This is a genomic window from Noviherbaspirillum massiliense JC206 (genome assembly GCF_000312045.1).
In the GTDB taxonomy this organism is placed as follows: domain Bacteria; phylum Pseudomonadota; class Gammaproteobacteria; order Burkholderiales; family Burkholderiaceae_D; genus Noviherbaspirillum; species Noviherbaspirillum massiliense.
This window is the reverse complement of sequence record NZ_HE978635.1, coordinates 500,684-519,677: the sequence shown is the minus strand read 5'-3', so window position 1 is coordinate 519,677 and position 18,994 is coordinate 500,684. Positions and strand designations below refer to the sequence as shown.

The 18,994-nt window shown below is 60.2% G+C and carries 18 protein-coding genes; 10 read left to right on the top strand and 8 right to left on the bottom strand.

All coding sequences use genetic code 11. The features are described 5' to 3' along the window. Position 1 precedes the first annotated feature (1 nt). The gene (locus HGHM_RS17985; RefSeq protein ID WP_019142956.1) at positions 2–1,690 is read right to left on the bottom strand and encodes a ShlB/FhaC/HecB family hemolysin secretion/activation protein; all 1,689 of its coding nucleotides are present in this window, start codon (positions 1,688–1,690) and stop codon (positions 2–4) included. Between the two features lie 639 nt (positions 1,691–2,329). Here HGHM_RS17985 and HGHM_RS17980 point away from each other — a divergent pair. Beyond that, complete coding sequence (locus tag HGHM_RS17980) at positions 2,330–3,448, top strand: metallophosphoesterase family protein (RefSeq protein ID WP_019142955.1); 1,119 nt, start codon at positions 2,330–2,332, stop codon at positions 3,446–3,448. Next, positions 3,445–6,078 carry an AAA family ATPase gene (locus HGHM_RS17975; RefSeq protein WP_019142954.1) on the top strand — a complete coding sequence of 878 codons (2,634 nt, stop codon included), beginning with the start codon at positions 3,445–3,447 and terminating at the stop codon, positions 6,076–6,078. Before HGHM_RS17980 ends, HGHM_RS17975 begins: the two co-directional genes overlap by 4 nt. Positions 6,079–6,087: 9 nt before the next feature. Here the strand turns inward: HGHM_RS17975 and HGHM_RS17970 are convergent, their stop codons facing one another. Both HGHM_RS17970 and HGHM_RS17965 read right to left on the bottom strand, forming a co-directional pair. Next, entirely contained in the window at positions 6,088–6,780 is a 693-nt protein-coding gene (locus HGHM_RS17970) for an MgtC/SapB family protein (protein WP_019142953.1), read from the bottom strand. Positions 6,781–6,903: 123 nt separating this feature from the next. Beyond that, a complete protein-coding gene (locus tag HGHM_RS17965) occupies positions 6,904–8,190 on the bottom strand; it encodes an MFS transporter (protein WP_019142952.1) in 1,287 nt (428 codons plus the stop codon). 285 nt (positions 8,191–8,475) lie between these two features. Here HGHM_RS17965 and HGHM_RS21820 point away from each other — a divergent pair, with 285 nt between their 5' ends. From HGHM_RS21820 to HGHM_RS21815, 4 genes are all read left to right on the top strand, one after another. Continuing rightward, the gene (locus HGHM_RS21820; protein WP_161603793.1) at positions 8,476–9,636 is read left to right on the top strand and encodes a YihY/virulence factor BrkB family protein; all 1,161 of its coding nucleotides are present in this window, start codon (positions 8,476–8,478) and stop codon (positions 9,634–9,636) included. 24 nt (positions 9,637–9,660) lie between these two features. Further along, on the top strand, positions 9,661–9,897 hold the full coding sequence (locus tag HGHM_RS17955) for a hypothetical protein (RefSeq protein WP_019142950.1): 237 nt from the start codon (positions 9,661–9,663) through the stop codon (positions 9,895–9,897). Between the two features lie 24 nt (positions 9,898–9,921). Continuing rightward, positions 9,922–11,394: a multidrug transporter subunit MdtD gene (mdtD, locus tag HGHM_RS17950; protein ID WP_281004511.1), complete on the top strand. Its 1,473-nt coding sequence runs from the start codon at positions 9,922–9,924 to the stop codon at positions 11,392–11,394. A gap of 110 nt (positions 11,395–11,504) precedes the next feature. Further along, positions 11,505–11,765 carry a hypothetical protein gene (locus tag HGHM_RS21815; RefSeq protein WP_019142948.1) on the top strand — a complete coding sequence of 87 codons (261 nt, stop codon included), beginning with the start codon at positions 11,505–11,507 and terminating at the stop codon, positions 11,763–11,765. Between the two features lie 67 nt (positions 11,766–11,832). On the opposite strand, the gene HGHM_RS17935 is transcribed toward HGHM_RS21815, so the two are convergent. Beyond that, on the bottom strand, positions 11,833–12,225 hold the full coding sequence (locus tag HGHM_RS17935) for a hypothetical protein (RefSeq protein WP_019142947.1): 393 nt from the start codon (positions 12,223–12,225) through the stop codon (positions 11,833–11,835). A gap of 278 nt (positions 12,226–12,503) precedes the next feature. Then, entirely contained in the window at positions 12,504–13,619 is a 1,116-nt protein-coding gene (locus HGHM_RS17930; protein ID WP_019142946.1) for a DSD1 family PLP-dependent enzyme, read from the bottom strand. Positions 13,620–13,901: 282 nt separating this feature from the next. Between HGHM_RS17930 and HGHM_RS17925 the strand changes: the two genes are divergently transcribed. From HGHM_RS17925 to glxR, 3 genes are all read left to right on the top strand, one after another. Next, entirely contained in the window at positions 13,902–14,150 is a 249-nt protein-coding gene (locus tag HGHM_RS17925) for a hypothetical protein (RefSeq protein ID WP_019142945.1), read from the top strand. A 230-nt stretch (positions 14,151–14,380) separates the two neighbouring features. After that, on the top strand, positions 14,381–15,382 hold the full coding sequence (locus tag HGHM_RS17920) for an LLM class flavin-dependent oxidoreductase (RefSeq protein ID WP_019142944.1): 1,002 nt from the start codon (positions 14,381–14,383) through the stop codon (positions 15,380–15,382). A 28-nt stretch (positions 15,383–15,410) separates the two neighbouring features. Beyond that, on the top strand, positions 15,411–16,301 hold the full coding sequence (gene glxR, locus HGHM_RS17915) for a 2-hydroxy-3-oxopropionate reductase (protein WP_019142943.1): 891 nt from the start codon (positions 15,411–15,413) through the stop codon (positions 16,299–16,301). On the opposite strand, the gene HGHM_RS22430 is transcribed toward glxR, so the two are convergent. Both HGHM_RS22430 and HGHM_RS17905 read right to left on the bottom strand, forming a co-directional pair. Beyond that, positions 16,302–16,952 carry a hypothetical protein gene (locus tag HGHM_RS22430; RefSeq protein ID WP_019142942.1) on the bottom strand — a complete coding sequence of 217 codons (651 nt, stop codon included), beginning with the start codon at positions 16,950–16,952 and terminating at the stop codon, positions 16,302–16,304. 296 nt (positions 16,953–17,248) lie between these two features. Further along, a complete protein-coding gene (locus HGHM_RS17905) occupies positions 17,249–17,497 on the bottom strand; it encodes a hypothetical protein (RefSeq protein ID WP_148415762.1) in 249 nt (82 codons plus the stop codon). A 284-nt stretch (positions 17,498–17,781) separates the two neighbouring features. Between HGHM_RS17905 and HGHM_RS17900 the strand changes: the two genes are divergently transcribed. Then, positions 17,782–18,399 carry a hypothetical protein gene (locus tag HGHM_RS17900; RefSeq protein WP_148415760.1) on the top strand — a complete coding sequence of 206 codons (618 nt, stop codon included), beginning with the start codon at positions 17,782–17,784 and terminating at the stop codon, positions 18,397–18,399. Positions 18,400–18,470: 71 nt separating this feature from the next. On the opposite strand, the gene HGHM_RS17895 is transcribed toward HGHM_RS17900, so the two are convergent. Further along, positions 18,471–18,887, bottom strand: coding sequence for a hypothetical protein (locus tag HGHM_RS17895; protein WP_019142939.1), 417 nt, complete (start codon positions 18,885–18,887; stop codon positions 18,471–18,473). Between the last annotated feature and the right edge of the window lie 107 nt (positions 18,888–18,994).

The window sequence follows — 18,994 nt, the reverse complement described above, 5'->3', positions numbered from 1 at the left end:
GTCAAAATGCGTAGGTTGCAGACAGATAGGGATTCCAATACTTGGTTCGGAAGCCTTCCGGCTTGTATAAGGGCGTGCCGGCAGAAAAGTCGAACTGGAGCTGCTTCCACTTGCCGCGCACTCCAGCAGCGGCGCCGGCGAGCTTGGTACCAACCAGATTGCCCGCACTTGCTCCCCAAACCCGGCCGATATCGATCCCGACATAGGCAGCGGCGTCAAACTCAGTCACCAGCTTGACGGGCACGAGCCAGTCGTTGCGCAAGAAGTAGCCGCTCTCGGCAAGCAGCAGGCTGTTTTCATCAAAACCGCGCACGCTGAAGCGGTTGCCGATTGCGATCTGGTCGATCGTCAATGTCGTGTCACGAGTATGTTGTCCGCGCAGGACTGCGGTGTATTGCGCAGGGGTTTTCCCGATGTTGAACGGTTGGCTGTAGGCGGCGGATAGCCCCCAGATGGTGGGGCGTGTCGTCAGCCCGCCGGTCGCGGCTGTCGGAAAATCCTCCTGGGCATCTTGCCACGGCATGCCGCGCCGATAGCCGATCTCGAAATCCACACTACCTTGCCCAATCAACTGCTTGTAGGCGACGCCGGTTTCCAGACTGGTTGTGCGCCGCCGCTGCACGATCAGTTCCACATCATCCAGAAAGCTCTTGGCGCGCCGGGTGACAACAGCCGCATACACGCCTGTCTTGGCAGCGCTGGTGCGCAGCATTACGCGATCCCAGCGAAATTGGGCGGACTGACTCGTGCCGCTGGAAAGAAAGCGTGTGGTCGTTCCCTGCACCACCTGTGCGTAGCGGCTGTTGGTTTTGTTGAGCGTGAAGGTGTTGTACCCCCAGGGGATGCTGTAATTGAATGCGGCACTTTGACTGCGGTGGTCGCTGTCGGGATGCTCAGCATTGGTATTGGCCGAGATCGAAAAAATGTCGCTGATACCCAGCACGTTGTCGAGAGACAGATAGGTCGACAATTGGGTCGCTCCCAATACCTCGTTGCCTGAATTGTCCAGCGTGATGCCTCCGCGTACACGGTCGGATAAGCTGCCCGGCTTGCGCAGGATTTTCACGATGCTCGTATCCGGATCCGTTCCCGGTTCCAGCTCGGTGGCGACCGTCTGGCTTGGTACCCGCTTCATCTGTTCCACGCCCTGTTCCAGGTCACGCACATTCAGAATGTCTTTGCGGCCGGTGGGGAACGCATTCCACCAGGTTCCCCATGCATCGTCGGATGTTTTCGGATCATCGGCCTTCACCATGCGCACCTCGGCTACCCGACCTACGTGCAGATGAAAGGTCAGGACACCGGACTTGAGATTCTGCTGCGGTAGCGAGACCCGGGTCGTGGCATATCCCCAATTGATCAGGGTGGCATCCAATGCTGCGGCGATCTGGCGTATGCCGACGACTCCGACGCAATGTCCCAGGTAAGGCTGCACGGTAGTCTGCAGCCAACGAAACCGTCCGACATGGTTGCCGGTGAACTGGACTTCCTCAATGGGAAAGCACGGCGTCTCGATTGGAAGTGCCATCGGCGCGGCGACTTGGGGTGTTGCTTGCAGCACATCGGATTTGGGTTGCACCTGTTGCTGCAATTCCTTCATTCGGGCTTCTTCCCGGCGCAGGCCTTCTTCAATCGCCTGTACCGATGATGGACCAGGTGGCGCGGTCTGCGCCACGGCCGCATTTGGCATGGCGATTGAAGCAAATACCAGTGCAATTGACGAACACATGCTGGATGGAGCAGCGGTCGACACTGGCCCAACAGTCCGAGTGTTCGACCGACCGGTATTTGCGCCGGGTACAGACAATTTTTTCTTTGCAGGCTTGATCGTCAGATGAACCATGTCTTACGCAGAATTTAGCGGTCGTTGCATATGCCCTGTTCAAGAGTGCGCAGACGTCCGCCCTATTTCATTTGCATTTTTGCAAAAATGGGTGAAGCGTATCCAAGTCATCTTTATGGCGCTATCCCATAAACATGAGAGAGCGGTTGATAGGTGCTTGTGCAGATGAGGCGGGAAAGGTCAGCACTTATCGACATATCGATATAGGGGACGCTGCATAAACGCCTCCCACCATAAATGCATATATCGCTAACCAATGACACGGACTCCCGTGACAGTAGCGGCATGGTAAGAGGGATTGCGGTAAAAGACGCTGCAATGAAGAATTACATGACCGCGCTTCCCAGGCTTTCGATCCCTCTACCGGCGATCCCTCCATTAAACAAAAATCGCCAAGGTCGGGTTACGTTAAAGCTCATCTGTGCCCAATTCGCAAGCCCTCCCCGATTTGATATATTCGGGTGATCAGAAACAGAGGAGTGCAGCTTGGTCCATTTTCTCCACACCGCAGACTGGCAGATAGGCACGCGATTCGGCCAGTTTGGCCCGGAAGAAGCCGCACTGCTTGCGGAGGCCCGGTTCGAGGCGGTGGAAAACATTGCGCGCCTGGCAAGCCAATTGGGCGTGCAGGCGGTCCTGGTGGCGGGCGACGTGTTCGACCAGCAGACGGTGACCGACCGTGTGGTCCGGCGCCTGTTCGCCTCGCTGGCCGGTTTTCGCGGGCACTGGATCATGATTCCCGGCAATCATGATGCGGCGCTGCCGGAAAGCGTATGGACGCGTGCTCTCCGCCTCAACTGCATTCCTGGCAACGTAAAACTCCTGCTTGCACCGCAACTGCTGTCCTTCGACGAAGGCTTTTCCATTCTCGCCGCACCACTGACGCAGCGCCGCACCTTTGATGACGTGACCGAATTCTTTGACCGCGCTGTTACGGCAGAGGGCCATGTGCGCATCGGACTGTCGCATGGCAGTGTGCTGGAAAGGCTGCCGGAAGGCATTGACGGCGGCAATCCGATTGCAGCGGAGCGGGCGCAGCGCGCCTCGCTTGATTACCTTGCACTAGGCGACTGGCACGGCCTCTACCAGATCAACGAGCGCACCTGGTATTCCGGCACGCCGGAGACCGACCGCTTCCGCGAAAACCGTTCCGGCATGGTGCTGGAAGTGAAAATCGAAGAGCCGCGTGCACTGCCTCAAGTGTCCGAGCACCGTATCGGCCGGTATGACTGGCAGCGCTGGGATGAGACGCTCGCGGTCGCGTCCGATGTCGAGATGCTGACGGCCAGGCTTGCGGACCTCGGGACCCGGGATGTGGTGCAGCTGACCGTGCGCGGCGCGCTCGACCTGGCCGCGTCTTCCCGCCTGGAAGCGGCGATCGCCGACGCTCAGGCCCGCGCCCGCGCGTTGCGCGCCGACCTGACCGGAATACGCCTGATGCCGACGCCGCAGGACCTGGCGGAACTTGGCGCGCAGGGTGGCTACCTCGCAAATGTGGTCGAGCGCCTGCGGGCGCTGCAGGATGATGCGGCCAGGGGCAAAACCGCGGCGGAAGCCCTGCTGCTGCTGTCGCGCATCCACCGCGATCTGGGAAACAAGCCATGAAACTCAAGCGCATCCTGATCGAAGACTTCAAGCAGTTCGCCGGCCAGGTCCTGATCGACGAGCTCAGCCCCGGCCTGAACATCTTCACTGGCCCGAACGAATCCGGCAAGACCAGCATCGCCACCGCGGTACGCACGGTCTTCCTCGAAAAACACCGCTCGAGCACGCTCAAGCACCTGGTGCCGTGGCAGGCGTCGTCCGGACAACCGCGCATTGAAGTGGAATTCACCACCGGCGAGCAGCATTACCTGCTGCGCAAGAGCTTCGTCACCAAAGCCCGCTGCGAGCTGATACACGATGGCCGCCACCGGCTGGAAGGCGAAGAAGCGGAAGAAGCATTGGCCGCCCTGCTGCGCTTCTCGCGCCCGGGACGCGGTTCGGCGTCGCCGGAACATGGCGGCATTCCCGGCCTGTTGTGGGTGACCCAGGGCCAGGCACAGGATGTCGACGGGCCCGTTACCCATGCGGCGATCTACCTGCGCGAAGCGCTTAACCAGTTGTCGGGGGCGAAGATCGAAAGCGGCGAGGATGTGCTGATCGCCGCAGTGAATCGGGAATTGCATTCGCTCGTGACGGAAAAGATCCGCAAGCCCACCGGCGAACTCGCCGCCGTCGAAGCCGAGCTCGCCCAGGCACGCGAACAGGCGCAGCAGTTGCGCCGCCAGCAGGGACAGTTCGAGGAAGACGTGGACCGGCTTGCCAGCCTGCAGGCCGAGTACGATCAGGTCGCGCGGCAAAAGCCATGGGAAGCGCTGGAGAAGAAGGCGGCCGATGCGCGCAGCAAGGTCGAGGAATTGCGCATCGCCAAGCGCGCGCTCGATCAGCTGGAAAGCCTGCAGAATGCGGGCAGGGAAAAAATACGCCTGCTGCGGGAACGGGAGCTGGATGCGAACCGGGACCTCGAAGCGTTTGCAACTTTGGAAGCCGAGCATGCGAAGGCGCGCAAGGCGGCCGATGAAGCGGCTGGCGAACTGGATCAACAGCTGCGGACGATGGGCGATTTCGCTGCCGCAGTGGAACAGGCGCGGCAGCAGCTGCAACTGGCGCAGACGGCGGAACAGGCGAAGGACTTGCAGGCGAAGGCGCAATGGCAGCAGGAAGAACTCGACCGCCTGGGACACAGCCTCAGGGAAGCGCAAGCCATTCGAGTGCAGATCAAGTCGGTCCAGACCGAAGCGGGCAAGACAAGGATCGATGAAGCGAAGCTGCGCCGGCTGCGTGCGCTGGAAACGGAACTCTCGTCCCTGCAGGCGAAGATGGATGCCGCCGGCACTCGCATCGAATACCGGCTGGCGGACGGCAAGGCGTTGCGCCTGGACGATGCCATCCTTCAGGGCAGCGGCCACAAGCTGCTGGAAGGGAAAGCGGTTCTGCAAATTCCGGGCGTCGGCGAAGTCACCATCATTCCCGGCGCATCGAACCTGTCGAGCCTGTCTGCCCAGCATGGCGAACGCAAGGCGGAGCAGGCAGCCCTGTTCCTGGCCCTGAGGGTATCGACGCTTGCCGATGCCGAAGGCCGCTTCCTCGCGCACCAAGGCCTGGAGCGGGAACTCGACAGCCTGAACCGGCAATTGCAATTTCATGCGCCCAAGGGCATCGATGCGCTCGAAAGCGCGCGCGACGCAGCTCGGGCCGGCCTGCAGCAGACGCAGGACGTGCTGGCGGCGATGCCGGACGTCGCGCATGCATTGCCCCTGCAGGAAGCGAAGGAGCGGCTCGCGCAAGCCACTGCGCGCCACGCGGCATGCGAGCAGCGGCACCGCGAATTGATCGGCATGCGCTCCAGTCTGGAAGCAAGAACTTCCTCCCTCTTTGAGCAGCTCGAGGCCAAGCGCAGGCTGCTAGGGGCAACCGACTGGCAGGCGCGGAGGCGGCAAGACCAGGATGAGCTGGCCGATGCGCTGGCGACGGCCGGCATGCGCGCGAGCGAGATCGAAGCCGCAAAGAGGCGGCTCGAAGAATTGGCAACCGAAGTCGATGAAGGCGATGCGGAACGTTTTGCCCGGTCTGCCCGGTTGCAAAGGGAAGCGCATGACAGGCAGAAGGGCGAACTGATCGCGCTTGGTGCCCGCCTGGAACAGGTGGGTGCATCCGGCCTCGGCGAGCGCCTGGCAGAAGCGGAAGCCGCGCTCGAACAACTGGGCCGGCGCCAGCAGGAGCTGGCGCTGCGCGCCGATGCGCTCGCCCTGCTCGCCGACCTGCTGGTGGAAGAGCGCGACCGGATGGTGCAGCGTCTGCAGGCGCCGCTGCTGTCGCGCCTGGAGCATTACTGCAGGAAGCTGTTTCCCCAGGCCGGTCTTTCACTCGACGACAAGCTGTCGCCGGCAGGCTTCAGGCGCAACGGCTGGGAAGCGCAGCTCGGGCAACTGAGCTTCGGTACCCAAGAGCAGCTCGGCATCCTGTGCCGCCTCGCCTATGCGGACCTGCTGCGGGAAGCCCAAGTGCCGACCCTGCTTCTGCTGGACGATGCGGTGGTGCATACGGATGCCGCTCGGCGCGACCGGATCAAGCGCGCCCTGCTCGATGCGCAGGAACGCCACCAGATCCTGGTATTCACCTGCCATCCCGAGGCATGGAACGATCTCGGCGTCGTCCCGCGGAGCATACAGTCGATGCGGGTCGCGGCGTAAATTTTCTATCTAATCACCGGTAGGCGAAATCTGGAAGCAGCGCACCTGCTTCATGCCGCGCAGGTCGGCGGCAAGCCTCGACGTGTTCTTTACGTCGGAAGTCTGCAGCACCATCCGGTATTCGAATGACAGGCCATCGTCGGTGAGTCGATAGCTCATGTTGGCGACGGTGAAGCCGTAGCTGGCCAGCAGCGCCCTGACGTCTTGCTCCGGCATGACGTTTTCGCGGTCGAAGCGGATGGAATGGTGGGCGTAGGTATGGGAAGGGATGCGCGCCTCGAGCCAGCGGAATACCGACAGCACGCCAAGCGTCAGCAGAGTCGCGAGGATCGCGGGGAAATAAAAGCCGATGCCGATCAGGATGCCGATTGCCGCCGTCATCCAGATCGACGCCGCCGTGGTCAGGCCGCGCACGCTCAAGCCTTCCTTGAAGATGACGCCGGCGCCGAGAAAACCGATGCCGGTCATGATCCCCTGCGCCATCCGCGTCGGGTCGGTACGAATCGTATCCGCCGGAACGCCCGGCAGCCATTTCCACTGATAAAGCATTACCAGCATCAGCAGGCTGGATGCGAGACTGACCAGGGTATGCGTGCGGAAGCCGGCAGGGCGGCCGTGATAGCTGCGTTCGAGGCCGATGACTCCACCGGCGATCAATGCCCCGAGCAGGTGAACGGTAATGATGACGTAGTCGGCATCCATGCAGATCCTTTTGCAAGCTTGGCAAGGATCCGATGGTAGCGCCAAACGTGCCGCATTGCTAATCGCATCGCTTAACCGCGCAAGGCCGAGGACCTTGCGCGGTCAGCAAGCGGACAGCGGTTGTCACGCGAAACTGTGCGCCCGGGTTTTCCTCGTAAACAGCAAGGCGATCAGGGTCAACACGGCTGCGATCGACAGATAAAAGCCGACATACTTGAGGCCATAGTTCGACGCCAGCCAGGTGGCGATGTACGGCGCCAGCGAAGCGCCGATGATGCCTGCGAAATTGAAGGTCACCGAGGAGCCGGTGTAGCGCACTTCTGCCGGGAACAATTCCGACAGCAGGGTACCCAGGGGACCGTAAGTCATTCCCATCAAGCCCAGGCCGAGCGACATGAACAAGGTGACTTCCAGCGCATTCCCGGACTTGAACATGACGGGCATCAGCAAGCCGAACAGGACAATCCCGGCCGAGACCAGGATCATGGCGAATCGGCGGCCGTAGCGGTCCGCAAGCACGGCCGACAGCGGAATCGTCAGTGCGAAGAACACTACCGCAAACAGTTGCAGCAGCAGGAACTCACGGCGCGAGTAACCCAGCGCGCTGGTGCCCCAGCTGAGCGCGAACACCGTCATCAGATAGAACAGCACGAAGGTTGCAACGGCGATCACGGTACCGAGCACCAGCATCCGGCCATGGTCGCGGAACACTGCCAGCACCGGCACTTCGACGCGCTCGTTCTTGTCCAGCACTTTCTGGAACACCGGCGTTTCCGTGATCTTCAGACGCACGTACAAGCCCATGAGCACCAGCAGCGCGCTGGCAAGGAAAGGGATGCGCCAGCCGAAGCTGAAGAACTGCGCATCGCTGAGCGTTTCGCTCAGGAGAAGGAAAATGCCGCCGGAGAGGAAGAAGCCGATCGGAGCGCCGAGTTGCGGAAACATGCCATACCAGGCCCGCTTTCCCGGCGGCGCGTTTTCGGTGGCAAGCAGCACTGCCCCTCCCCATTCGCCGCCCAGGCCGAGGCCCTGACCGAACCGGCACAGCGCCAGCAGCAGAGGCGCCACCGTTCCAATCGTTGAATAAGTTGGCAGCAAGCCGATGACCACGGTCGAAATCCCCATCGTCAGCAAGGCGGCGACCAGCGTGACCTTGCGTCCGATGCGGTCGCCGTAATGGCCGAACACCGCCGAACCCACCGGCCTTGCAAAGAATGCGATCGCAAAAGTCGCGAGCGACTGCAGCGTGGCTGCGGTCGGGTCGGAGGATGGGAAAAACAGCTTGGGAAAAACCAGGACTGCGGCGGTGGCGTAGATGTAGAAATCAAAGAACTCGATGGTGGTACCGATCAAGCTGGCAAACAATACTGTAGCGGCTGAATTGCCTTTTCCTGCGCCGCTGTGCTGCATACTCATTACTGCTTTCCCTATTCCAATTGTGACGGTAAACAACACATTGTAAGACTCCCGCCACAAGCGTGCAGAGAATTTGCATGCCAACGAAATCCCATCGAGCACATGCAGCATGTTTTGCTAGCCTTTGTGGCAACAATTTCCTGATGCTGCTGCGGATTTCATTGACAGGCAGGCATCACATGCTCAGGAACAAATCCGCGGCCTGTCCACTCGTATGGATAAAAGAGCATGCAGGAAAATCCACTTTCAGATGTGCCGTCCTTTTCGGGAGAAGCACTCATGACAAGCATCCATCGCCTGGAAAAAAGGGAACTGTTTCTGAATCTGGCAAAGATCGCCGCTGCGGCCTTCTCACTCTGGCAACTGCGAAGTCGGAAATCGCACCGGAATAGCTCCCACTCTCTCGCCGATGTTCCAATTGCGCCGCCACTCCAAGCTGCGCCAACTGAAAGCGCGCAGCCTACCGACACCCCCAAGGCGGCGCCGGCGACGCGGCAGTCATCCTATCCGAAGGCGCTGCTGCATATCGTGATCGCGGCCGCCAAGGCCTGGTCTGCGCGCCGTGCGGCCAGCAAGGGCGCGGCATTTGCCCTGTACACCTTGTTTTCGCTCGCGCCCATGCTGGTGCTGGTCGTCACGCTGGCGGGCGTGTTCTTCGGGGAAAACACGGTGCGGCAGTTGCTGGTGGAGCAGATGTCAGGTCTGATGGGCGCGCAGGGAGCGGAAGCCATCAAGACCATTCTGGCGGGGTCGCGTCATGAAAACGGCGGCATGATTGCAGGCATGGTATCGGCGGTGCTGGTGCTGGTGAGCGCGACCACTGCATTTTCGGAACTGAAGGACAGCCTGGATGAACTGTGGGAAGTGCCGCCAACAGGCAAATCGGGATTGTGGAATCTCCTGCGCGAGCGCTTCCTGTCCTTCGGCCTCATCCTGGTGCTCGTGCTGATGCTGCTAGCCTCGCTGGCCGTGAGCACTGCACTGGCCGCCCTCGGCAATTTGTGGGGCGACGTCGCGTCAGATTCGGCGTTCAAGATCATCTCGCTCGCCATTTCCGATACGATTTCCTTCCTGATCGTGACCGCGCTGTTCGCGGTGATCTTCAAATACATGCCTGCCGCGAAAATCGCATGGAAGGACGTACTCGTCGGTGCGCTGCTTACCGCGGTGCTGTTTACGGTCGGCAAATTCCTGATCGGCATGTATGTCGCTCACAGCGACATCAGTTCTTCCTACGGTGCGGCTGGCTCAGTGGTGATTCTCATTACCTGGATCTATTACTCGGCGCAGATCTTCTTTTATGGCGCCCTGTTCACCCATGAGTATGCCGTCGAAATCGGCAGCCGCGCACAGAGTACGGAAAGCAAGCAGCAGCCCCGGCAGCACAAACAGATTGCCGGAGCGGGCGCAGGCAACAGCCTTCCTTCCCGGGCGGGCTGAATCCAGGTCAACGAGGAACAGGATATGGCGACGGACCCTCGCGCAATCGAACAGCTGCTCAAGGATGTGCAGTCGCTGTTGGAAGTAACGGAAGACCTCGAAATCAATGTCGTGCCGCCTGACGATCCCTTGCGCCAGCAAGCCAGGGACCTAGGCATTGCCGCCGATGGCCGAATTACCTTCGGCGAGTTGCGGACGGCTATCGAAAGGAAAATGCGGGCAGTCTGCGGAGATGGCGGTCGAAACCGGTTTCATCAGTAGCAGCATGAATAGTCAACTGCCTGGATCCATTCGGGCCGCTGGCCGGAGCAGCAGAGGAGAGGACCGGACCGGCCGATGAAAGCAGAAAAATCGCCCAACATGCTGCTCTGGATCGCAGCCGTCGGCTTTTTCATGCAGACGCTGGACGCGACCATCGTCAACACTGCCTTGCCGGCGATGGCACAAAGCCTTGGTGAAAGCCCGCTGCGCATGCAGTCGGTGGTCATCGCCTATTCGCTGGCAATGGCCATGCTGATTCCCGCCTCCGGTTGGCTGGCCGATCGCTTCGGTACGCGCCGGGTATTCCTGTCCGCGCTCATCCTGTTTACCTTCGGCTCGCTACTGTGCGCCTACTCGCCCAACCTGACTTTCCTGGCCGCCTCGCGCGTGGTCCAGGGAATCGGTGGTGCGATGCTGTTGCCGGTGGGGCGGCTCGCGGTTTTGCGCGCCTTCCCGCGCGAGAAATTCCTGCACGCGATGAGTCTTGTCACCATTCCCGGCCTGATCGGCCCTCTCGTTGGTCCGACCCTGGGCGGCTGGCTGGTGCAATTTGCATCATGGCACTGGATATTCCTGATCAATCTTCCCGTTGGAATCATCGGCTGCCTGGCCACAATCGCCTACATGCCGGACAGCCGGGCGCCGCTGGCGGCGCGCTTCGACATTGGCGGTTATCTGCTGCTTGCTCTCAGCATGATCACGATTTCGCTTTCCCTGGATAGCTTGTCCGAGTTCGCGATGCGCGGCGCCACCGTGCTGATCCTGCTGATCTTCGGCCTGCTCTGCCTGGCGGCATACTGGCTGCGCGCCGCGCGCCGGCCCGATCCCCTCTTTCCCCTGGAATTGTTCAAGATTGAAACCTTCACTGTCGGCGTCCTCGGCAATCTGTTTGCACGCATCGGCAGCGGCAGCATGCCGTTCCTGATTCCGCTCCTGCTGCAACTGACCCTCGGCTACACGCCGCTGGAGGCAGGCATGATGATGATCCCGGTTGCCATCGCCGGCATCCTGATCAAGCGCATCGGCACGCCGTTGATCAAGCGCGCCGGCTACCGCAAAGTTCTGATCCTCAACACGGTACTGGCCGGCCTGACGATCGCGAGCTTCGCGCTGATATCGCCTGCGCAGCCATCCTGGCTGCGCCTGCTCCAGCTGGCTTTCTTCGGTGCCGTCAATTCCCTGCAATTTACTGCGATGAATACGCTGACCCTGAAAGACCTGGAAGGCGCGCATGCCAGCAGCGGCAATGGCCTGCTGTCGATGGTGATGATGCTGTCGATGAGCCTTGGCGTGGCGACAGCGGGCGCCCTGCTGGCGACCTTTTCCGGACTGTTCGGCCATGACCATGCGAACCAGTCTCTGCCAGCCTTCCATGCCAGCTTTGTCTGCATGGGATTCATCACCGCCGCTACCGCCTGGATTTTCTGGCAGCTCTCGCCGGATATCAAAACTCCGGAAAAACCGGAGAAGCAGGAAGTCGAAACCGAAATCGCCTAGCACTTCTTTCGCTTGGCCGTTACGCGATGTAACTTTTTTTAAGAGTCCCGAAGCCGGCTCCGGCACGATGCTATATTGCGGCGGACCAAGCATGGAATACTGGAGCAGGCATGACGAATCCACGCATTTTTCTTCATGCATTGACTGTACTCGCCCTTGCCGCAAGCCTGGCCTCGGCCCAGGCGGATGCCGGACCGGCGCAAACTGCCGGTGAACATATCGACAGGGCCGCTGCAAGCGCAGGCCGGGGCATCAACAAGGCAATGGAAAAGACCGGCGAAGCCCTGAGGAAAGCGGGGGAAAAGACGGGCGAAGCACTGCAGAAGGTCGGGGAAAAGATCGAGGAAGTGGCGAACAAGGCGCGGTCTTGACCGTTTCATTCCGCATGTCGGCGCAGGGCGAGCATGAGTGCGCGAAAGACAGGGAAGCTTGCCGCTCTCACAGCTTGGCCAGGCCGCTGGCCACCGCTTCATCGCGCGCCGGAGAGCGGCGACTGGGGCGACGTGCTTCCAGTGCGGCCATCAATTCCTCGTATTCCTGCTTGAGCGCATGATTGGGAGCCAGGCTCAACAACGTGGTTTTCACTGAGATGCTGACGATGCTGAACTGATCCTCGGACAGGATCACCTTTACCGAGTTCTTCTCGGTATTCCCCAGGTTTTCGAGCACCCGGTGCACCGCTTCCAGTTCCAGGGCCTGCGCTCGCTGAAGATCATTCGCGGTGTCGCCCAAGGCCGAAATCTTCGACAGGCTGCGCAGCAGCGCAGCGAGCAGCAGCTGTATCTGCCGGCCGCTGAGCGAAAAATAGACATACCTGGTTTCAGCGCTCATGCTCCCCCCTCTTGTTGCAACACTGGCGATTGCCAGCTACCGCAAGTCTGACGAATCACGGTACCCGGAGGCAGGCCTTGCTACCGCGTTCTCGGTAGCGGCACCACCGATGCAACCGGCAGTCGCGGATGTTTTTTTGTGGAAATAATACCAACTCAAGGAGAGTCTGTGGGCGCCCCCGCCAGTTTTGCGGCAGTCTTTCCCACTTTCGGGGAGGCGCTGTCTGCTTTACGCAAACTGCGGGAAAGCAGCGGCTGGTCCCGCCCATGGCCTGCTGACTATAGCAGCGCTCCCCGCGCCGCGATCGGCCACAGGGCTTCCACCTTCCCGCCGCGTACGCAGACCAGCGTGTCATACAGGTTGACGGTGGGATCGCAATGCCCCGGCACCAGCATCAGCCTGTCTCCAAGCGCAAGGGAGTCCGCATCGGCGGTGGTGATGACCCCGTGCTCGTCCGAGGCCTTCACATACTTCAGGTCGGGACGCTGCCATACCGACGGCATGCCGGAATCGACGCTCGACGCCTTGAGTCCGGCATCCACCACCGCCCGGTCGGCCGTCGGCCGGCTCATCACGGTGGTCAGCACGAACAGCGCATGGTCGAAGCGCACATCATCGGTACCCGAGCGGTTGTCACCGTAATCGCGATCCATGAAGGCGTAGGAGCCGGCTTGCAGCTCGCCATACACGCCGGAATCGCGTTCATGCACGAAGGTGCCGGTCCCGGCGCCCGTGATGATCCCGACCGGAATACCGCGTGCTTCGATCTGCTGCTTGGTCATGCGCGCCAGCTCGGCGGCACCGCGGATGGCATCCGCACGTTCCTGCGGCTCGCGAAAATGCTGGGCCGATCCGTGGTAGCAGTGCAGTCCGGCGAAGCGCAGCGGTGCTGCGGCAGTGATCAGTTCCGCCAGGCGCACTGCTTCCTCGCCCGGGAGAGTGCCGCAGCGGCGCGCTCCGACATCAACCTCGATATAGACATCCAGCCCCGTGCCGCTGGCCTGCGCCGCCACCGCCAGCGCCTGCACCTGCTGCGGATGGTCGACTAGGACCCCGATGCGGGCTTTGGCGGCAAGCTCCAACAGGCGCCGGATCTTGCCTGCGCCTACGACTTCATTGGTGATCAGGATGTCCTTCACGCCGGCTGCCACGAACACTGCTGCTTCGCTGACCTTCTGGCAGCACACGCCGACCGCGCCGAGTGCTATCTGACGCAATGCGATCTCCGGGCATTTATGGCTTTTTGCATGGGGACGCAGGCGCACTTGCCGGCCCTGTAGGGCATCCATCATGCGCTGCAAGTTGGATTCAAAGACGTCGAGATCAAGGATGAGGGCGGGCGTCTCGATCGCCTCAAGCGCATCGCCCGGCTGGGCTGGATTCCAGGGACTCATAGGGTGAGGAAAATGAACAGAAGCGTGCAGGAAAAGAACCGGATTGTATGCCGGAACTGCGCTGGGCAGCGAGCCCCTCTAATTTGAATTGTCCAGTCAAGAAGAAATCAACTGTCTCCGGTGCGGCTACAACTTTCGGTTTCTCCCTCTCAAATTCCCATATCTATGGGATGGGCTGAAGCTGGATTGTGCGGTTTAATTGCTCAAAATCAATATTTTCTTTTAAGAAATGCCGGCCAGCCCTGCTACAAGCCGTCATTTCGGCTTTTTGGGGATGGAGAGATGGAAGCGGCGGCAATGGTGCAGTCTGGCAGCATGGAGTCGACACAGCGCGTCGGCGCAGCTTGGGGATTCTTCTGGCGCTGGCTGCTGGCGGCTAGTTGCACGACGATTGCCGGCGTTATCGTTGGCGTCGCACTGGGATGCCTGATCGCCTTGAACGACGTGGCGTCCAACTTCAATTCATGGGGCGAAATAGGCCTGCATTACATGGAAATGCTGCGTGAAGTACTGACCCTCATGCTCTGGTAACTCCGCAATTTCCCCGACTTCCAGATATCAAAGCCGGAAGCAAGGAAATATCTCAAGCGGATCGCCAAGCGGTCTCCAATAGGAATAGTTCTCGGCTGGTCCATCACCGCCCTCTGGTGACTGCAATGCGAGGCGCAAGCGAAACTTGGCCGATCTCGCTAAACTCACTCCTCGTACTCGCCGGCCTGTCTAGCCAGGCCGGTTTCCCATTTTCAAATCCTGGACTTGCAATGATTCCGTTTTCCGTCCTTGACCTGTCGCCGATCCCGCAAGGCAGCACGGCGGCGCACTCGTTTCGCAACACGCTCGATCTCGCCCGGCACTGCGAGCGCTGGGGATATCAGCGTTTCTGGCTGGCGGAACATCACAGCATGCCCGGCATTGCCAGCGCCGCGACTGCCGTGGTCATAGGCCATGTCGCTGCAGGAACCTCGACCATACGCGTCGGCGCGGGCGGCATCATGCTTCCCAATCACGCGCCACTGGTGATCGCGGAACAGTTCGGCACCCTCGAATCCCTGTTCCCGGGCCGCATCGACCTTGGGCTCGGTCGCGCCCCCGGATCCGATCAGGCCACTGCGCGCGCCCTGCGGCGCACTCTCGCGTCCGACCCCGATGAGTTTCCCCGGGATGTACTCGAGCTGATGCATTACTTCCGGCCGGTCGAGCCTGGACAGACCGTGCGCGCCGTGCCCGGTAACGGTCTGAACGTGCCGATCTGGATCCTGGGTTCCAGCCTGTTCGGCGCGCAGCTTGCGGCGCAACTCGGCCTGCCCTATGCCTTCGCCTCGCACTTCGCGCCGGCCCAGCTGATGCAGGCGATCGACCTGTACCGCGGCCTGTTCCGTCCCTCCGAACAGCTCGACCGCCCGTATGTCATGCTCGGCTTTAATGTATTCGCGGCGGATACCGACGACGAAGCCCGTTTTCTCGCAACTTCGATGCAGCAAGCCTTCGTGAACCTGCGCACCGGCAGGGCTGGTCCGCTTCCGCCTCCGGTCAAGGACTACGAAAGCCAGCTGGGGCCGCTTGAACGCGGCATACTGGATCAGACCATGTCGTGCTCGGCCATCGGTTCGCCGGAAACGGTCAGAAAGTCATTGGAAGCCTTCATCGCCCAGACCGGCGCCGACGAGCTGATGATCACGTCGCAGATTTTCGATCATAGGGCGCGCCTGCGTTCCTATGAAATTGCAGCACAGGTGCATGAACAGCTCACGCGCCAACAATAACGTCAACACATAGCAGGAGGGGTACATCATGAAAGTAGGATTCATCGGCCTCGGCATCATGGGCAATCCCATGGCCGGGCAACTCATCAAGGGCGGCCACGAGCTTTACCTGTTCAGCCGATCCGGCGTGCCAGCCAACTTGACCGCGGCAGGCGGCGTCGCATGCACCCATGCGCGGGAAGTGGCAGAACGATCGGAGATCATCATCACCATGGTGCCGGATACGCCACATGTGGAAACCGTGCTGTTCGGCGAAAACGGTGTGGCCCAGGGCCTGAGCGCCGGCAAGATCGTGGTGGACATGAGTTCGATTTCCCCGGTTGCGACGAAGGAATTTGCAAAACGCATCAACCAGCTGGGATGTCAGTATATCGATGCCCCCGTCTCTGGTGGCGAAGTCGGCGCAAAGAACGGCACCCTGTCGATCATGGCCGGTGGCCCTCAGGAAGCATTCGACCAGGTCAAGCCCTTGTTCGATCTGATGGGCAAAAACATCACGCTGGTCGGCGGCAATGGCGACGGTCAAACTGCCAAGGTTGCCAACCAGATTGTCGTTGCGCTCAACATCGAGGCGGTCGCTGAAGCTTTGCTGTTTGCCGCCAAGGCGGGCGCTGACCCTGCCAAGGTCAGGCAAGCGCTGATGGGAGGATTCGCGTCATCACGGATCCTGGAAGTGCATGGGGAGAGAATGATCAAGCGCACCTTTGATCCGGGCTTCCGTATCGAACTGCATCAGAAGGATCTGAACCTCGCGCTCAGCAGTGCCCGTGCCCTCGGCGTGTCGCTGCCGAATACCGCGACGGCGCAGGAATTGTTCAATGCCTGTTCGGCCCACGGAGGCAAGGCATGGGACCATTCAGCCATGGTGCGCGCGCTTGAGCAACTCGCCAATTTCGAGATCGGCGACAAGCAAGCCTGATTACATCGGGGTACTCTCGGCTTGGCGCATGAGCAGCCCCGTCGTCGACACGCGCACTTCGAACTCGGCGGGGCCGCTGACCGGCAGGAAGGTGGCCGACCCGTATTGCGCATCGACGAGCGGCTTCAAGAACTCATGGCGCCGGCGCAGGCCGAACAGGTCCACCAGTTTTTCCTGCCCGAGCGGGTAGACGGTGCGCTGTGCCGCCCGCTCCTGCTCGATCGCATGGTAGCGGCCGCCTACGCGGTCGAGCTCATAGACGGTATGCAGACCGAGCATGTTCGCGTAAGGATGCCACTTCAGAATGCGCGCATCGACGTACACCTCATCGCCGGCGAGTTGATACACCGCCTCGCGCCCGTCGGCAAACCGCATCCTCGCCTCGAACCGCTGTGCTTCCAGCGGCCGCACGCTCAGACGCACGGCAACTTCCTCTCGCGTCAGTGCCTGATAACCGTGGAGGGCAAGCGCCATCGTGCATCCAAGCACAGCGATGCCCAGCATCAGCATGCCGCCCAATATGCGTCGTATGGACCATCGTGGCCGGAAACGCAGCAGCGCAAAAAGGCCCCAGAACATCAGGATGGCGCCAAGGATCCCCAAGACAAGAGCGGCAATCACGGCCGGCGAACTCATGAGTTCCAGTGACATGGTCGGACTCCCAAGTAAAGGTAGGAATTAGCTTCAGCGTGCGTCAGACCCACTAGCGGCACGCGCACGACATTGAATTCTTTTAGGGGGCCGAGCCGGAGTTACCGGTGTTTCAGGTGCGCCGGTCAGAAGCCGCCGACTCTTACGATTCTGCACGGGTGTAGTAGCAACTTATTGCTGTACGCGGGGCTAGCCGACCTGGAAGCGTTTTCGATAACCGCGGCACTGGGGGCAGTTGCAAGCCAGGCCGGCCGAGGCAGGTCCGAAGAATTGCTTGAGGTAGCACCAGAGCGCAGTCATACGACGAACCCCGTCAGCAACTCGGAAAAGAGGCGGGAGTAGTGCACAAGTGCCTCGTGCCATGTGGCGGCATGAGGGACTGGCTCGGTAAAGGCCACCACGAAGCCCAGCAACACGCCGACGACAATACCCCCGGCTGCGCAGGCGAAGGTGGCGAGAAGCCCGCGCCACAACAAGCTCCAGGCAACGCCAATGCGCCGGGCGGGTGCCGGGCTGCGATATTGGGTAAGTGTTGCTGCGTTCATGATGTTCTTCTCTTGAATAGGTATGAATCGCTGTTGGCTGCCTAATCTTTTCTTACAGCAATTTTGTTGATTTTGAGCAATTAGACCCGACAAAACCTGCCCCGCCCATACCATGAATATGGGATTTCATGGGGTGGAAGCGAAAAATGGCTCAAAAACGCCCTAAAAAGTTATCCAAAATAAAGGGACCGATCGTTCTGCTGCGTTTCATGCAACAAGTCCCCGGACATTACGGTCTGAACGTTTTTGCACTAAACGCGCCAAACCCAGTTTAGGAGGCTTTCATGAGTCAGCAAGACCCTAATGAGATCAACCGGTTGATTGGTGAGTTCATGGATCTGCAAGAACGCTGGGAAAAAGACCCGGACGGCTTTGACTGGGCATCCCTTGAGGCACTGGCCAGAAACAGTGCACATGCCTATAACGAAGGCACCGGCCCCTCGTTCCACTCATTGGCCCTGGATGGTGTGCAGCACAGTGAATTTCATGAGCGCTTCCTGGGCCATGCGCTGCAGGCAGGTTTTGATCCCTTCAGGATGGTGAGAAGTGGTTCCGGCAGTTCCGACCTTCCCGTGATAGACCATTCGGACCTGGCGGAAGCCGCCCTTTCCAACCCGTACTCGTCGCGGATGCGCGCCTCCTTGATGGAACTGGCGCGATCCCGCTTCGCTTCGCTCGCGCAGGAAGTGGAGAAGGGAGCGCTGCAGTATTCCGCTGCCGGAGAGTTTCATGTGGTTGAAGCCTGCGCCGAGTCGATCCCGCTCGACCTTTTGGAGAAAATTGCGCCAGAATTGGCCAAGTCGCAGCGTGAATGGCCGCCGGGAGAAAGCGTCAATCCCGTTGAAGGCTACCTCAGCACCGCCGAAACTATCGTGGATAATACTTCCAAGATTTACGGATGAGTCCCGTCGTCCCGGGTTCGTGTAGATGTGGAAGGAAGGGCATGCATATGACGGCGCGGCCGCGCGATTATTTAACGTGTCACATGCCTGCCCATATTTGCTCGCGTGCCCGATTGGCCCGATTCGAAAATCCACCAGGCCCAAAGGACTGCAAGGATCAATTCGCCGCTGGCGAGAAAAACGATGCGAACCGACGCGCTGCCCAATAACCAAAGCACCAAGGCAATACAGAAAACGCTGGCCTTTCCGATAGTCGACAGTGCAACCAGTGGCCGGTCAATTTGTTCCTGACATGCGAGCCAGGCATATGCACCGCCAAATAGTCCAACCAAAAAACTAGAAAGCGCGCAATACAACGATGGAACTGCTGGGGGCAATTCAACAAGCCTCCCCAGCGCGGACTCGGGAAATGCCAGAATAAAACTCGCCACGAAATTGAAGATGGAACCGATCCAAAGTGATGCTCTCATGATTTCGTTTTTGCTCATAGGTGTTCACTTTCTTGTAATTCGGTCCTCGTCCCGCGTTTATGGCCCTGACGGCCTTGCAATTCCGAGCCAAGAGTACCGGCCTAGAAGGCTAAGAAAACTGGAAC

Bases quoted from the DNA above. Each gene is read 5' to 3' on its own strand.
- HGHM_RS17985 (WP_019142956.1), bottom strand. From the start codon at position 1,690: ATGCCAAATGCGGCCGTGGCGCAGACCGCGCCACCTGGTCCATCATCG.
- HGHM_RS17975 (WP_019142954.1), top strand. From the start codon at position 3,445: ATGAAACTCAAGCGCATCCTGATCGAAGACTTCAAGCAGTTCGCCGGC.
- HGHM_RS17970 (WP_019142953.1), bottom strand. From the start codon at position 6,780: ATGGATGCCGACTACGTCATCATTACCGTTCACCTGCTCGGGGCATTG.
- HGHM_RS17965 (WP_019142952.1), bottom strand. From the start codon at position 8,190: ATGCAGCACAGCGGCGCAGGAAAAGGCAATTCAGCCGCTACAGTATTG.
- HGHM_RS21820 (WP_161603793.1), top strand. From the start codon at position 8,476: ATGACAAGCATCCATCGCCTGGAAAAAAGGGAACTGTTTCTGAATCTG.
- HGHM_RS17955 (WP_019142950.1), top strand. From the start codon at position 9,661: ATGGCGACGGACCCTCGCGCAATCGAACAGCTGCTCAAGGATGTGCAG.
- HGHM_RS21815 (WP_019142948.1), top strand. From the start codon at position 11,505: ATGACGAATCCACGCATTTTTCTTCATGCATTGACTGTACTCGCCCTT.
- HGHM_RS17935 (WP_019142947.1), bottom strand. From the start codon at position 12,225: ATGAGCGCTGAAACCAGGTATGTCTATTTTTCGCTCAGCGGCCGGCAG.
- HGHM_RS17930 (WP_019142946.1), bottom strand. From the start codon at position 13,619: ATGAGTCCCTGGAATCCAGCCCAGCCGGGCGATGCGCTTGAGGCGATC.
- HGHM_RS17925 (WP_019142945.1), top strand. From the start codon at position 13,902: ATGGAAGCGGCGGCAATGGTGCAGTCTGGCAGCATGGAGTCGACACAG.
- HGHM_RS17920 (WP_019142944.1), top strand. From the start codon at position 14,381: ATGATTCCGTTTTCCGTCCTTGACCTGTCGCCGATCCCGCAAGGCAGC.
- glxR (WP_019142943.1), top strand. From the start codon at position 15,411: ATGAAAGTAGGATTCATCGGCCTCGGCATCATGGGCAATCCCATGGCC.
- HGHM_RS22430 (WP_019142942.1), bottom strand. From the start codon at position 16,952: ATGTCACTGGAACTCATGAGTTCGCCGGCCGTGATTGCCGCTCTTGTC.
- HGHM_RS17905 (WP_148415762.1), bottom strand. From the start codon at position 17,497: ATGAACGCAGCAACACTTACCCAATATCGCAGCCCGGCACCCGCCCGG.
- HGHM_RS17900 (WP_148415760.1), top strand. From the start codon at position 17,782: ATGAGTCAGCAAGACCCTAATGAGATCAACCGGTTGATTGGTGAGTTC.
- HGHM_RS17895 (WP_019142939.1), bottom strand. From the start codon at position 18,887: ATGAGCAAAAACGAAATCATGAGAGCATCACTTTGGATCGGTTCCATC.